Raw genomic sequence first — 13099 nt, 5'->3', positions numbered from 1 at the left:
TTGGTACAAAGCCAAATCTAGAAGGGAACGGCATTGGTGTGTTTTATTTTGCCCATGGCAAAAGTGCTTTGTACACTGCCTATATTTTGAACAGAACCCAGCTGATTCAAAACAAAGTCTTGGTAATGCTTCATATCCCTGACCAATACTTTCAATAAAAAATCGTAATCTCCCGAAATGTTGTAACATTCGGTAACTGCACTTAATGATTGAATATCTTGAACAAACTGATGACCTATCGCTTTGGTGTGCTCCTTCAATTTAACATGACAAAAAACGGTCAACGCCCGATTCAGTTTTTCTTCACTTAAAATAGCGATGTATTTTTCGATATAACCTGCTTTCTCCAGTCGTTTGGTGCGCTCGAAAACAGGAGTAGGGGATAGGTTGACTTTTTTGGCCAACTCTTTTGTAGTGATATTAGAATCATTTTGTAAGATTTTTAATATCTCAATATCTGTGGCGTCGAGGTTTTTCATAGAATATTTTTCTAAAGTCGTTCCGTAATGGATAGCTTAAAAGATTTTAAAAACATAAAATTAATGAAATATAGGTTTTTCTTCCTACTTTTTGTTTTTAATTGGATTAAAGTTCGTTATCTGTAATTTTGAACAGAATTTAACACTTTAATAAATATGAAAACCAACGTATTGGGTTTCCCTAGAATAGGGGAAAAGAGAGAATTAAAAAAAGCATCTGAAAACTATTGGAAAGGAATAGGTTCTGTTGATGACCTTTTGGCAACAGGGTCACTTATTAAACATAAGAATTGGCTGTTTCAGAAAGAATCCGGTATTGACCTGATTCCATCCAATGATTTTTCGTTTTACGATCAGATGCTTGATATGTCATTGACCTTAGGGTGTATTCCAAGGCGCTTTTCCGAAGTTAAAAATAGTAAAAGTAAACTTGACTTGTATTTCGCAATGGCGCGGGGCATACAAAAAGACGGTTTTGACATCAAAGCCATGGAGATGACAAAATGGTTCGATACCAATTACCATTATATTGTACCTGAATTCGATAGAGACCAGACGTTTAAACTATTTTCCTCTAAAATTGTTGATGAATATAAAGAGGCATTGGCGTTAGGAATAAAAACCAAACCAGTGTTAATCGGCCCCATTACGTACCTTTTGTTAGGAAAGGAGAAAGAGGCGGGCTTTCACAGACTTGAACTGCTCGATAAACTCTTTCCTGTCTATTTTGAACTTCTCGCACAATTGCAGGAACAAGGTGTTGAGCATATTCAATTTGACGAACCATGTTTGGCTTTAAACTTAAATCAAAAGGCGCAAAAGGCCATCGACAAGGCATATCGTGAAATTGCCGAAAAATTCCCTGAATTAAAGATAATCATCGCGAATTATTTTGAATGTTATGGAGAGAACCTAAAGACCGCCTTGGCCCTTCCTGTGCATGCCTTGCATTTAGACTTGGTGCGTTGCCAGTTGCAACTAGATGATATATTGGAAGCAGAATACATCAATAAAGAGTTGACACTTTCGTTGGGTGTCGTCGATGGCAGAAATATTTGGAAAAACGACTTTGAAAACACCCTGCATACCATCAAAAAAGCTGTTGATGTATTGGGTGCAGATAAGGTTTGGGTAGCTTCTTCGTGCTCTTTTTTACACTGTCCGTATAACCTTGATTTAGAAAACAATGCTCAAAGTCTACCCAATGAAGTAAAGGAGTGGTTGGCCTTTACCAAACAAAAGGTAGCGGAATTGGTCACCCTTAAAAAATTGGCAAATGAAACTATATCAGAAGCGCTAGCCGAAAAACTTCGGGCGAACCAATTGGCCAATAGCAATCGAAGAAACTCAAAACTGGTACATGATCAAAAAGTGAAATTGCGCATGGAAGGTGTAACGGCAGAACATGCGCAAAGATTATCTGGGTTTACAGCACGTCAAAGAGAGCAGAAAAAAGCACTTGGTCTCCCATTGTTTCCGACAACTACCATCGGCTCTTTTCCTCAAACCAAGGAAGTACGCCAATGGAGGTCGAAGTTTAAAAGAAATGAATTGACCAAAGAGGAATACGATTTTCTTTTGTGTAAGGAGACCGAAGAAACGATACGTTTTCAGGAAGAAATCGGGGTAGACGTGCTAGTGCACGGTGAATTCGAACGTAACGATATGGTCGAATATTTTGGGGAGAAGCTTGAAGGTTTTGCCTTTACAAGTTTTGGTTGGGTACAAAGCTACGGCAGTAGGTGTGTAAAACCGCCCATTATTTTCGGTGATATTTCCCGAACGGCCCCAATGACCGTGAAATGGTCGGCATACGCCCAATCACTTACGCCAAATCCTGTAAAAGGAATGCTGACAGGCCCCGTGACTATTTTGCAATGGTCTTTCGTGAGAAATGATCAACCGAGGTCGGCTACCTGTCAACAAATTGCCTTGGCCATTCGTGATGAAGTTTCCGATTTGGAAAACGCGGGATTAAAAATCATTCAGATAGATGAACCGGCCATTCGGGAAGGTTTGCCGCTGCGTAAAGAAAATTGGGATACTTACCTGAATTGGGCGGTGACATCATTTAAAATTGCATCGAGCAGTGTAAAAGATTCCACACAGATTCATACCCATATGTGCTATGCCGAATTCAATGACATTATCGGTAGCATAGCCGACCTTGATGCCGATGTGATTACGATTGAAACTTCACGTTCTGAAATGGAACTATTAGACGTTTTTGTCGATTTTAAATACCCGAACGAAATAGGTCCTGGGGTATATGACATCCATTCCCCACGGGTGCCATCGACAAAAGAAATGAAGGCATTGTTGGTTAAGGCCAGTGAATTACTGCCTATAGAACATATTTGGGTGAACCCAGATTGTGGACTAAAGACCCGCGATTGGCCAGAGACAAAAACAGCACTTGTCAATTTGGTCGAGACTGCCAAAATTATGAGAGAAGGGGTAGCGGTGTATTGATTTTATTATAAGATTCATTAGTACTGATCTTTCGCCCATCACATCGGATGGGCGAAAGTGAAGTAATTCAATGGTTGTAGCGTTCAGGTTGCCCCATAATTTGTAAGGCAGCAAGGGGTTCCATAATCTCCTTACAGCGGGTGTTTTTTGTAATAGCTGACCAAAAGCGAAACCACCTTGCTATAACTTTGAATGCCATCTTCTTGGTTGTTTGCTTTTAAAAAAGAATTGAAAATTGACTTAAAAACTGGTTCCAGGGGATTTTCAAAGCTTTTCCAGAAATCGGCCATTTCTTGGTAGTTCTTCCGAACTCCTGGATGTAATTCGGAAAATAAAAGCTGAAAGCGTGCTTCGTCCCTTATTTTAATATTATTTAGACAATAGCCCAACGCGTAAGCAGACGCCGAATATTGAAAATAAAGATCTTTGTTCGAAGCGGTAACCAAATATCCAATAAAATTAGTCTCGTTCTCTGCCGAATAACCTACTTGATGGCCAATTTCATGGCCACTGACCACAGGGAATCTAAAATTGGGCAGTCTTCCGTTCACTTGCCCTTCCAAGGTAAAAGGGTTTAAATAGCCACCATATCCCATATAGGTCAAGAGGGTGCTAAAGAGAGATTTTTTAATGCTTGGATGTTTATAGGCCAAAAAAGGAAGTTCAGCTTCCAACTGTTGATAACCTTGGAGGGTTTTATCGAAGATTTCTTTTTTTGTATAAGGTATCACGACCATTTGTGCCGTATCGGCCGTAATTTGAAATTGAAGCCCATTGGTTTTATCGATAAGCCTTTCAGTAAGTGTGGTCAGTTCTTCTGGAGTATGGGTTTCCTCAAGATTTAAATTTTCGGAAATGGGCTGCCGGTAATAATTAAGTCCCCAGAGCAAATTGAATGAGAAATAGGCTACGGAAAGTACTAAAAATATATTCCGAATAAATAACAAGGGGCGGGCGGCAATATACTTTCGATTGATGATAACAAAGCGTATGGCAATAAAAGCAAGTGCAAAATAGAGAAAATCACCAACTGAAAAAGGAATCCATCCGAATAAAGTTCGGAAGAACCTTGAAATGTAAGGGTAAAGTCCGTGACTATAATATTTTTCAATTATTTCCGGATAATAGCCCAGCCATTTCACAATAATAATCTGTGGGACAAGGCTTAAGGCGATACCTGTTTTTAATTTATTTTCCATCGGACCAAAATTAACCATAATAATTACTTTCCGAATTTTCATTCCGATAAAATCATCCAACTGTTAATACTGTGCCAATTATATTTTTAATAGGATGTCGCTCCCTTAAAATAGGGGGTTTTAGGGATTCAAGCCTTATCTTTACGAGCAAAAAGAAAAGAAGATGCATAACGATATACGAGAATTGGAACCCCGATCTGTTTGGAATAGCTTTGTCGAATTAAATGCTGTTCCCCGACCTTCTAAAAAAGAAGAAAGGGTAATACGGTTCATGCTTGATTTTGGGAAATCTTTGGGCCTAGAGGCCGTCAAAGATGAAGTAGGGAATGTTATTATCAGGAAACCGGCCAGTGCTGGAATGAAGGATCGCAAAATAGTGGTACTGCAATCCCATCTAGATATGGTACACCAAAAAAATGCGGGTACTAGTTTTGATTTTGAGACCGAAGGTATACAAATGAGGGTCGATGGTGATTGGGTCAAGGCCAATGGTACTACCTTGGGTGCTGATAATGGTTTGGGCGTGGCTGCCATTATGGCCTTGTTAAAGAGTTCTGATGTTTCACACCCCCCTCTGGAAGCTCTTTTTACCATTGATGAGGAAACTGGAATGACGGGGGCGATGGGCCTTAAAGGAGGTTTGTTAAAAGGGGAAATACTATTGAACCTTGATACTGAAGAAGATGATGAGGTTGATATTGGCTGTGCGGGAGGCGTCGATGTTACTGCGACCCGTTCTTATGCAGAAAAGCCCGTTCCTCGAGGTGTTCTCGCCTACGAATTAAAACTGCGTGGTCTAAAAGGCGGACATAGCGGTATTGAGATTCACAAGGGTTTGGGAAATGCCAATAAAATAATGAATCGTTTATTATATCGGAGTGCCAAGGAATATAATGTACGTATTGCCGAAATTGATGGTGGCGGGTTGCGTAATGCCATACCTAGGGAAAGTACGGTCAAAATAGTTGTAGATAAAGCGCATAAAGACGATTTCGAAAAAGATTTGGAGCAGTGGACCGAAACTATCAAAGACGAACTCAAAATAATGGAACCAGACCTGCAGTTAAGTTTTAAGACCATTACTAAGCCAAGGAAAGTGATGGGACTCGGAGCGCAAGAAAAATTGCTCAACGCCATATATGCCGCGCATAACGGTGTTTTTGGTATGAACGCTGCAATACCTGATTTGGTAGAGACCTCCAATAATGTGGCGCGGGTCATTTTAAAAGGTGGGAAAATAAGAATTGGTTGCCTAACCCGATCATCGGTAGACTCGGCAAAAGCAGATTTATCCAATGCACTAAGGGCTACTTTTGAAATGGGAGGATTTGATGTAACCTTATCAGGAGATTACCCAGGCTGGCAACCCAACCCCAATTCCCGAATTCTTGAGGTCTTAAAGAATAAATACAAAGAGCTATTTAACGAAGAGCCACAAGTAGTGGCTTGTCATGCCGGACTCGAATGTGGTATTTTGGGTCAGAATTATCCCGAGATGGATATGATCAGTTTTGGCCCAACAATCAAAGGGGCGCACTCTCCCGATGAACGGGTCAGTATCTCTTCGGTTCAGAAATTTTGGAAGTTTTTGTTGGAGGTCTTAAAGGAAACGCCGCGTGCATAGCGTCTATATATCCAATAGTTCGTTCAAGAGGGGCTTTAGTCCAACATTAGAAGGTGCCGGGGCTTTGGCGTTGACAATTTTTCCTTCCGGATCTATTAAAATAAATCGGGGTATGCCCATGATCTGATACGCTTGGACAAATTTTGATTCCCAGGCGTTTTCAGCTATTAGCTGTATACCACCAAGGGCTTTTTCAGTTACCATGTCACGCCAAGCTTGATATTGCTTTTTATTGTCGATCGAGATACTTAGAAAAGCTATGTTTTTGCCGGAATAAAGTTCTTCCATTTCTTTTAAGGCCGGTATTTCGGCGATGCACGGTGCACACCAAGTAGCCCAGACATCGATATATACATATTTCCCTTTAAAATCAGAAAGCGAGGCGGTGCCACCGGCGTGGTTCTCCAAATCTGTAAATACAGGAGAAACTTCGCCGGATGCCAACATTTTTAGTTTGTTGAACGAGGCGGTTATTTCTTTTTTATGATAGGTACTTGTTGAGATTTCCATAAAACTTTGATAATCGGCATCCATATTTTTCGAATAGGGCAATGAATATTTTACCCCATTAAACAATAAGGCATTGCGAATGTTGTCAATTGATATGTTCTTCATGGTTTCTAAAAAGGCGGTATTATAAGCTACACTGTCTTTTTTGGAAAGCTCTTCGGCTTTGTTGGCATAATACCTTCGCGCTAGGCTCCTGTATCTTTTTGAATAGTTGAAATCTTCTTCAATGTCATACGCCAAGCTATCAAGCGGGCCGGTTATTTTTTCGGATGCTTTAAAATTGGAGTTGTTCGTAAATTCAGCATGGGCACTATCTAAATAACTGCTGTAAATAATAAGGCGCTCGTAGTCGATATTTCTTGATTCTTTTTTCCTTATTTCTTCAGGAATACTGTCGGTGTTTTTCAATAGTTCTTTTAAAGCATTGCTCAATCCCTGCATTTTAGCGATAAATTCGGGCTCTTTTAAGCTATATACTTTTTCAGCATCACCACCCCAGATTTCAATAGTTTTTTTCTGCTTTACATGAAAGTATTCGTTCAGTGCCGAACCTGTTCCCCTAAATTTCAAGGTGTTCTCATAGTGCTTAGCGTCGTAGGTAAGGATGAGGTCATACCCGTTTTCAAAATAGAGGTCGATAAAATGAGTACCGTCCGATAGCACATACGGTACTTTGGGAAATAATCTCAAGGTATCTCTAAATATACCATTGTCTTCTACAGGGATTTGTTTTTTAAATTCCCCGTTAATGGCCGTCAAGCTGACTTCTTTACTGTCTAGATTTGAAATTTTCCCGGAGATTATGACATAATCTACAGGATCTTTTTTCGATTGGCAAGCCAACAGACAGTATAAGACCAAGACCGAAAGAGCTTTTTTCAAGACTGAATTTTCTATAAAAGTAGGAAATGACTGTGAATATTTAGCAGTTGTTTTTTGATAAATTCAGTAAAATTTCGTATGTTTAAGTAGCTCCCTCATCATCCTAAAATTGACAACTATGGCAATCAAAAGTTTTCAAGGCGCAAGAAGGCAATCACAGCCTACAGAAGATATCCCGCTGAAGGTCAGTGATTATATGAGTACAAAGTTGATTACCTTTCATCAGGAGCAATCTATTGAAGAGGTTATAGAGTCCCTTATAAAATATAGAATATCTGGTGGCCCGGTGGTCAATGATAAAAATGAATTGATTGGAATAATTTCAGAAGGGGATTGTATCAAACACATCAGTGAAAGCAGGTATTATAACATGCCTATGGAAAACAATACCATAGAAAAACGCATGGTAAGAAATGTTGAGACCATAGATGGTAATATGAATATATTTGATGCTGCTAATAAATTTTTAAATGAAAAGCGACGTCGTTTTCCAATCGTTCAAAATGGAAAATTGGTGGGGCAGATCTCCCAGAAAGATATTCTTAAGGCGACAGTAAAATTAAAAGGTCAGCAGTGGGGTAAATAAACGGTAATGCGGTAGCAAAAAAACCGATGGCCGAAAAACATATGTTTTTCGGCCATCGGTTTTTTTATACCTTAAATAATTAGCGTTTCAATTCAGTATTTCGGTAAGCTCTAAATCAAAGATTAAATCAGCGTTTGGCGGAATAACTCCTCTGGAGCCCTGTGGCCCGTAGCCCAAGTGTGGAGGGATGAACAAACGTATTTTATCACCAACTTTCATGGTCATCATACCCTCTTTAAAACCAGCGATCAATGAAGCATCGGGACTATAGTCCATGGGACTAGGTTCGTAGCCCATCTGTTGTTTTCTGGCTTCGTCATATTTGCCATATTTTGTAGCTACTTCTTCGTAATTGCTATCGAACAAAGATCCATCGCTCAAATATCCGGCATAATGGATACCCACTTGTTGACCAGGTTTTGGCTTAGGGCCGGTACCTTCGCTAAGTGCTAGTATTTTAAGTCCTGATGGTAACGCTTCCGCTTTTTCCTTTTGTTCCGCAAATTCATCGGCCATATCGGATTTTAGTTTTTCAATTGCAGCAATTTTTGCTTTTTCCGCCTCAAAATAATCGCTCATCACCTGAATGGCATCAAAGTTTTTGGCAGCCCTGCCATTTCGAATGATTTCAACGGTTTTCATACGTACCGTATCGATGGGTTTGTCGCCTGTAGCTGTTTCAACATTGGCAATGGAATCTACAACGTCCATTCCCTCAATGACCTCTCCAAAAACGGTATGACAACTTACTCTGGGATTTTGACAGGGCTTAAGCACACCGTTTTCATAACCGTCAAGAAAGGGGGTCGCTTTATGGGTAATAAAAAATTGGCTGCCATTGGTTTCGAAGCCCGCATTGGCCATAGACAATATTCCCTTTTTATCATGGTGCAATGAATCGGTAAGTTCGTCTTTAAATTTATACCCAGGATTGCCACTTCCCGTGCCAGTTGGGTCTCCTCCCTGAATCATAAAGTCTTTTATTACCCTATGGAAAATAACACCATCGTAGTACTTCTTGTCTTTGTATTCCTCACTAACGAAGGGGCTTTTTCCTTCTGCCAAAGAAATAAAATTTGCTACGGTGATGGGGGTTTGTTCATAGGCTAGTTTAACGATAATATCGCCTTTATTGGTATGGATACCGGCAAAGAGACCATCTCCTAAGTCGGCATGTTGAGTTTTACAACTGGCCAAAACCAAGGTTAGGATCAATAAGAGTACATTCGTTTTTTTCATGCTAATTATTTTAATTTTGAATTTGCTCGTTTGATTTTTCTATTTTCAAGAGTGAAATAGTCGCTTTAATAGGTACGCTTACCCCTATTTTATTATTGTCGCCATGATAACCATAAGCCAGGGATGAAGGAAACAAAAAAGTAGCCGTCTCATTTTCTTTCAATAGCTTAACACTATTTCTAAGTCCTTGAAATAATTCTTGCTTGTCTACTTTGTATTTGATAACCCCAATATCCTCATTGGAATACAGGGTATCGTTATCAAAAGTCACGATGTTATAGGTCAAGGTCACCAAATCATCGGGTTGTGGCGTGTAATCGTCCGACTTATTATTTTGGTCATAATAGTACCATGACCCATACGAACTGTGTTGATAAGTATGGGTTGTATCTTTTGCTATTATTTCTTGTATTGTCGCTTCTTCTTGCGCCAAAAGTTTTTTGCTCCGGTCAGTCGAGGCCTTGAAAAAACTTCCTGTTTTGACCTTTACCGGTCTACGGGGCTGTGGTCCTTCACAACTTGATAGGCCCATAATTAGACATAGTAAATAACAGCAACGCCTTAAATCCATAATCTATCCGTATAATTAGGTAATAAAGATTCAAAAAATTTGGTAGTTTCCGCTATGGAAAGATCACTTTTGCCACCTGCAGCATTGTCGTGTCCTCCTCCTTGAAAATGTTTTCGGGCAAATTCGTTTACTGAAAAATCGCCTACAGAACGGAATGAAATTTTAATTATTCCTTCTTCCTTATTTTCAATGAAGATTACCGCAAATATTATTCCGTCAAGGGTTAAACCATAATTTACAAAACCTTCGGTGTCACCCTTTTTATATTCGTAGGCATCCAATTCTTCTTGGGTAAGTGTGATATAAACGGTACGATACTTTTCTAATATCACCATATTCTTTAGTGCGCAACCTAAGAGATGTAAGCGATTTGGCGTATTGGTGTCGTAAATTTGGTGATGTATCTTTGTGTTTTCGGCACCTTTGTCGATCAGGTCGGCGATTACTCTATGGGTTCTACTCGTGGTACAGGCAAATTTAAACGACCCGGTATCGGTCATAATACCCGTATAAAGACAATTGGCAATCTCTGAAGTGATGGTTTGCACTGCGCCCAGTTTCTCGATAAATGTGTAGACCATTTCACATGTCGAGCTCATGGTCACATCGGAATAGGTGATTTTTGCATAATCGGCCGGTTCTTGATGGTGGTCTATCATTATAAATGTGGCCTTTGCGTTCTCTAATTCGGATTGCATCTGGCCTATACGGCCTAAATGGTTAAAATCGAGTGTAAAAATTAACGTTGCTTGATTAATTTTTTCTTTGGCCTCTGAATTTTTACGTTCAAAATTGATAATGTGCTCGTTTCCGGGCATCCACTTTAAAAAACGGGGGTAATCGTTTGGAACGATAACCGTAGCGTCTTGTCCATTATTTTTTAGAAAGTGCCAAAGTCCCAAGGTAGAGCCGATAGCATCGCCATCAGGGTTTTTGTGGGGTACAATTACAATTTTTTGCGGTTTGGAAAGCAGTGCTTTTACCGCGTTAATTTCCTCAAAATTCATGCGTGCAAAGATACAATAATAATAAAACTAACAGGTTGCTTTTGTCTTGATATCACTTGACTGTTTTATACGTGGTACATCCTAACAAAATCAAGGGAAGAACAGCCTTTTTGCAAAGGACTTCGGAAGTGTATGCTTGTGAGTTGTGGAATAAAACGTATTTTTGCCCAAAATTTTAAAAAATGAGTACGAACAGAACTTTTACGATGATAAAGCCCGATGCTGTTGAGAACGGCCATATTGGTGCAATACTTGAGAAAATAGCTTCAGCAGGTTTTAAAATCGTTGCTATGAAATATACCCAATTAAGTTTGAGGGATGCGCAGGAATTTTATGCGATTCATAAAGAGCGGCCTTTTTTTGGTGAATTGGTTGAATTTATGACCCGTGGCCCTATTGTGTCTGCTATTTTGGAAAAGGAAAATGCAGTTGAAGATTTTCGCGCTTTGATCGGTGCTACCAATCCTGCCGAGGCAGCGGAAGGTACCATTCGAAAACTATTTGCTAGTAATATCGCAGAGAATGCGGTACATGGTTCCGATAGTGATGAAAATGCCGCTATTGAAGGTGCTTTCCATTTTTCAGGAAGGGAAATATACTAAATGATTCAGGCCTGGCAAGTTTTTAAGATTTGCCAGGTTTTTCGATATTTACCTAAGTACCAGCTTCTTCACTACCTCTTTGCCCATTTCTTCATTGAACATTACGATAATTCTTGATTTTCCGTGGCTAAGCTCTTCGCGTAGCACGGAAGAAGAAAGTGCTACAAATAAGGTTTCGTTACGCAGTTCTACCGCGGTGGTATAATTATTGACCCCATTTCCCATAAGTCTCGCCCAAGCCTCTCGGGCATTTACCTTATCAATACCGTTTTGTAATCGGTTTTCTTTCAAAAATTCTTGTAGGGCGTCACCCAAGGGTAAATTTGTGTTCTTTCTTCTAACCATTATTTCTGTATGTTAATGGGTTCATAGCGTCTGTAGTGGTAGGTTGAATTATTTTCTCCGATAACAGCAAAATTAGTTTGTGATAATTGGGTGAGCGACTCTGACCATTCGCTCAAATTATTTTGGTAATACATGACAAAACTATCATTTTTCTTTTCTATTGTAAAGAATTCTGCGTCATTTGAAGTGTCGTATGTGCCATCGAATTTTGGTTTTACTTTTTTCCGATAGCCTTCAAAGCCATCGATTTCAATGTAATCAACGGTAGTGTTTACATTGTAGGTTTTGGTGCTCCCGTCACTAAAGGTCACATTTTCAATTTCCCAATAGCCGTTCAATTGTTTTAAATCGGCATCCGAAATTTTTTTTGAGCATCCGAATGTTACGAAAATCAATAGAATATATAAAAATCGTTGCATGTTATAATTTAAATATCTTATAAGATTGGTGTATGTTTTTAATGATATTTTCGGTGCGCTCTGCATGCGTATCGCTGATAAAGAGTTGCCCAAAATTTTCATGATCTACTAAATTAATAATATGGGAGACCCTATTTTCATCCAGTTTGTCAAAAATGTCGTCCAATAATAAAATTGGGGTGGTTTTGGCCAGTTCCTTTATAAAATGGAATTGGGCAAATTTCAAAGCTATCAAATAGGATTTTTGCTGCCCTTGGCTTCCGAATTTTTTAATAGGATGTCCGTTGATCAAAAAACTCAAGTCGTCTTTGTGTACGCCGACCCCTGTATATTGTGAGAAGCGGTCTTTTTCGATATTGTTTTTTAAAAGTGTGCGTAAACTGCTGTCTCTCAATTTACTGTCATAGGTTAAGGATACTTTTTCATTTCCGCCCGAAATAACGGCATATTGCGCTTCGAAAATGGGAATAAATGTTTCTATAAAATCTTGGCGTTTGTCGTGAATAGCCGATCCATAACTGTTTAACTGCTCGTCGTAAACAGATAGGGTGGCCTCGTCAAATGTCTGGTTGGCCGCGAAATATTTAAGAAGTGAATTGCGTTGTGCCAGGGTTTTGTTGTACTTGAGTAGGTCTTGTAGGTACTTTTTGTCTGATTGGGAGATAACGCCGTCTATAAACTTACGCCGGGTATCGCTGCCTTCTATGATAAGGTCTCTGTCAGCGGGAGAAATAATGACCAATGGCAACAATCCGATATGATCCGATAAGCGGTCATAAATTTTACCATTTCTTTTGATAATTTTTTTTACACCTTTTTTTAGGCTGCAAACTATTCTCTCTTCCCTGTCGTTTTTTTCAAATTCTCCGTCGATTACAAAAAAATCTTCGTCATGGCGAATGTTTTGGGTCGCAATGGGGTTAAAGTAGCTTTTGCCAAAAGAAAGATGGTAGATTGCATCGAGAATATTGGTCTTGCCAATGCCGTTCGGTCCCACAAAACAGTTTAGTTTGGTATCGAATTCAAAGTTTTGGGAACTGATGTTTTTATAATTGACAAGGGCTAAATTTTTTAGAAACATTTCGAAAATCGTAGGATTTTATTTTAGTGACCAAATAAGGAACATGCAAAATATCCAAAAATAACGAATAAATACCCTTTAGG

Annotated in this window: 13 protein-coding genes; 4 read left to right on the top strand and 9 right to left on the bottom strand. The window is 39.3% G+C overall.

Features of this window, described 5'->3' with window-relative positions:
- Positions 1 to 17: 17 nt before the first annotated feature.
- Positions 18 to 479: an Lrp/AsnC family transcriptional regulator gene (locus AACZ88_RS10800; protein ID WP_339709797.1), complete on the bottom strand. Its 462-nt coding sequence runs from the start codon at positions 477 to 479 to the stop codon at positions 18 to 20.
- A gap of 156 nt (positions 480 to 635) precedes the next feature.
- On the opposite strand from AACZ88_RS10800, the gene metE reads away from it, so the two are divergent.
- Entirely contained in the window at positions 636 to 2951 is a 2316-nt protein-coding gene (gene metE, locus AACZ88_RS10795) for a 5-methyltetrahydropteroyltriglutamate--homocysteine S-methyltransferase (protein WP_339709794.1), read from the top strand.
- Between the two features lie 131 nt (positions 2952 to 3082).
- Here the strand turns inward: metE and AACZ88_RS10790 are convergent, their stop codons facing one another.
- Positions 3083 to 4150, bottom strand: a complete 1068-nt coding sequence (locus AACZ88_RS10790) for a DUF3810 domain-containing protein (RefSeq protein ID WP_339709791.1) — start codon at positions 4148 to 4150, stop codon at positions 3083 to 3085.
- 163 nt (positions 4151 to 4313) lie between these two features.
- Here AACZ88_RS10790 and AACZ88_RS10785 point away from each other — a divergent pair, with 163 nt between their 5' ends.
- Positions 4314 to 5774, top strand: a complete 1461-nt coding sequence (locus AACZ88_RS10785; protein ID WP_339709788.1) for an aminoacyl-histidine dipeptidase — start codon at positions 4314 to 4316, stop codon at positions 5772 to 5774.
- A gap of 3 nt (positions 5775 to 5777) precedes the next feature.
- Here AACZ88_RS10785 and AACZ88_RS10780 read toward each other — a convergent pair whose 3' ends face one another.
- Positions 5778 to 7166 carry a TlpA disulfide reductase family protein gene (locus AACZ88_RS10780; RefSeq protein ID WP_339709786.1) on the bottom strand — a complete coding sequence of 463 codons (1389 nt, stop codon included), beginning with the start codon at positions 7164 to 7166 and terminating at the stop codon, positions 5778 to 5780.
- Between the two features lie 118 nt (positions 7167 to 7284).
- Here AACZ88_RS10780 and AACZ88_RS10775 point away from each other — a divergent pair, with 118 nt between their 5' ends.
- Positions 7285 to 7752 carry a CBS domain-containing protein gene (locus AACZ88_RS10775; RefSeq protein ID WP_339709784.1) on the top strand — a complete coding sequence of 156 codons (468 nt, stop codon included), beginning with the start codon at positions 7285 to 7287 and terminating at the stop codon, positions 7750 to 7752.
- A gap of 87 nt (positions 7753 to 7839) precedes the next feature.
- On the opposite strand, the gene AACZ88_RS10770 is transcribed toward AACZ88_RS10775, so the two are convergent.
- Genes AACZ88_RS10770 through AACZ88_RS10760 form a run of 3 tightly spaced genes read right to left on the bottom strand, consistent with a single transcriptional unit; the run spans position 7840 to position 10569 of the window.
- Positions 7840 to 8991, bottom strand: coding sequence for a peptidylprolyl isomerase (locus tag AACZ88_RS10770; RefSeq protein ID WP_339709782.1), 1152 nt, complete (start codon positions 8989 to 8991; stop codon positions 7840 to 7842).
- Between the two features lie 10 nt (positions 8992 to 9001).
- Positions 9002 to 9562, bottom strand: coding sequence for a gliding motility-associated peptidyl-prolyl isomerase GldI (gldI, locus tag AACZ88_RS10765; RefSeq protein ID WP_339709780.1), 561 nt, complete (start codon positions 9560 to 9562; stop codon positions 9002 to 9004).
- Positions 9553 to 10569, bottom strand: a complete 1017-nt coding sequence (locus AACZ88_RS10760; RefSeq protein WP_339709778.1) for a bifunctional oligoribonuclease/PAP phosphatase NrnA — start codon at positions 10567 to 10569, stop codon at positions 9553 to 9555. The genes gldI and AACZ88_RS10760 overlap by 10 nt, the downstream gene beginning before the upstream one ends.
- 182 nt (positions 10570 to 10751) lie before the next feature.
- Between AACZ88_RS10760 and AACZ88_RS10755 the strand changes: the two genes are divergently transcribed.
- Positions 10752 to 11171, top strand: a complete 420-nt coding sequence (locus tag AACZ88_RS10755; RefSeq protein WP_339709776.1) for a nucleoside-diphosphate kinase — start codon at positions 10752 to 10754, stop codon at positions 11169 to 11171.
- 48 nt (positions 11172 to 11219) lie between these two features.
- Here AACZ88_RS10755 and AACZ88_RS10750 read toward each other — a convergent pair whose 3' ends face one another.
- The 3 genes from AACZ88_RS10750 to AACZ88_RS10740 are packed head-to-tail and all read right to left on the bottom strand — an operon-like array spanning position 11220 to position 13016.
- Positions 11220 to 11516, bottom strand: coding sequence for a DUF721 domain-containing protein (locus tag AACZ88_RS10750; protein ID WP_339709774.1), 297 nt, complete (start codon positions 11514 to 11516; stop codon positions 11220 to 11222).
- On the bottom strand, positions 11516 to 11935 hold the full coding sequence (locus AACZ88_RS10745) for a hypothetical protein (protein ID WP_339709772.1): 420 nt from the start codon (positions 11933 to 11935) through the stop codon (positions 11516 to 11518). The genes AACZ88_RS10750 and AACZ88_RS10745 overlap by 1 nt, the downstream gene beginning before the upstream one ends.
- Position 11936: 1 nt before the next feature.
- Positions 11937 to 13016 (bottom strand): DNA replication/repair protein RecF, encoded by a 1080-nt coding sequence (locus AACZ88_RS10740; protein WP_339709770.1) that lies wholly within the window; start codon positions 13014 to 13016, stop codon positions 11937 to 11939.
- Positions 13017 to 13099: the final 83 nt, after the last annotated feature.

Origin of the sequence: uncultured Kriegella sp. (genome assembly GCF_963975415.1) — a bacterium.
Lineage (GTDB): Bacteria > Bacteroidota > Bacteroidia > Flavobacteriales > Flavobacteriaceae > Kriegella.
Note: the sequence above shows the minus strand (reverse complement) of the source record. Positions and strands in the feature narration are given on the sequence as shown.

Coding starts and splice junctions, on each gene's coding strand:
- AACZ88_RS10760 (WP_339709778.1), bottom strand. CDS start 10,569: ATGAATTTTGAGGAAATTAACGCGGTAAAAGCACTGCTTTCCAAACCG.
- metE (WP_339709794.1), top strand. CDS start 636: ATGAAAACCAACGTATTGGGTTTCCCTAGAATAGGGGAAAAGAGAGAA.
- AACZ88_RS10800 (WP_339709797.1), bottom strand. CDS start 479: ATGAAAAACCTCGACGCCACAGATATTGAGATATTAAAAATCTTACAA.
- AACZ88_RS10785 (WP_339709788.1), top strand. CDS start 4,314: ATGCATAACGATATACGAGAATTGGAACCCCGATCTGTTTGGAATAGC.
- AACZ88_RS10755 (WP_339709776.1), top strand. CDS start 10,752: ATGAGTACGAACAGAACTTTTACGATGATAAAGCCCGATGCTGTTGAG.
- AACZ88_RS10790 (WP_339709791.1), bottom strand. CDS start 4,150: ATGGAAAATAAATTAAAAACAGGTATCGCCTTAAGCCTTGTCCCACAG.
- AACZ88_RS10770 (WP_339709782.1), bottom strand. CDS start 8,991: ATGAAAAAAACGAATGTACTCTTATTGATCCTAACCTTGGTTTTGGCC.
- AACZ88_RS10745 (WP_339709772.1), bottom strand. CDS start 11,935: ATGCAACGATTTTTATATATTCTATTGATTTTCGTAACATTCGGATGC.
- AACZ88_RS10775 (WP_339709784.1), top strand. CDS start 7,285: ATGGCAATCAAAAGTTTTCAAGGCGCAAGAAGGCAATCACAGCCTACA.
- AACZ88_RS10740 (WP_339709770.1), bottom strand. CDS start 13,016: ATGTTTCTAAAAAATTTAGCCCTTGTCAATTATAAAAACATCAGTTCC.
- AACZ88_RS10750 (WP_339709774.1), bottom strand. CDS start 11,516: ATGGTTAGAAGAAAGAACACAAATTTACCCTTGGGTGACGCCCTACAA.
- gldI (WP_339709780.1), bottom strand. CDS start 9,562: ATGGATTTAAGGCGTTGCTGTTATTTACTATGTCTAATTATGGGCCTA.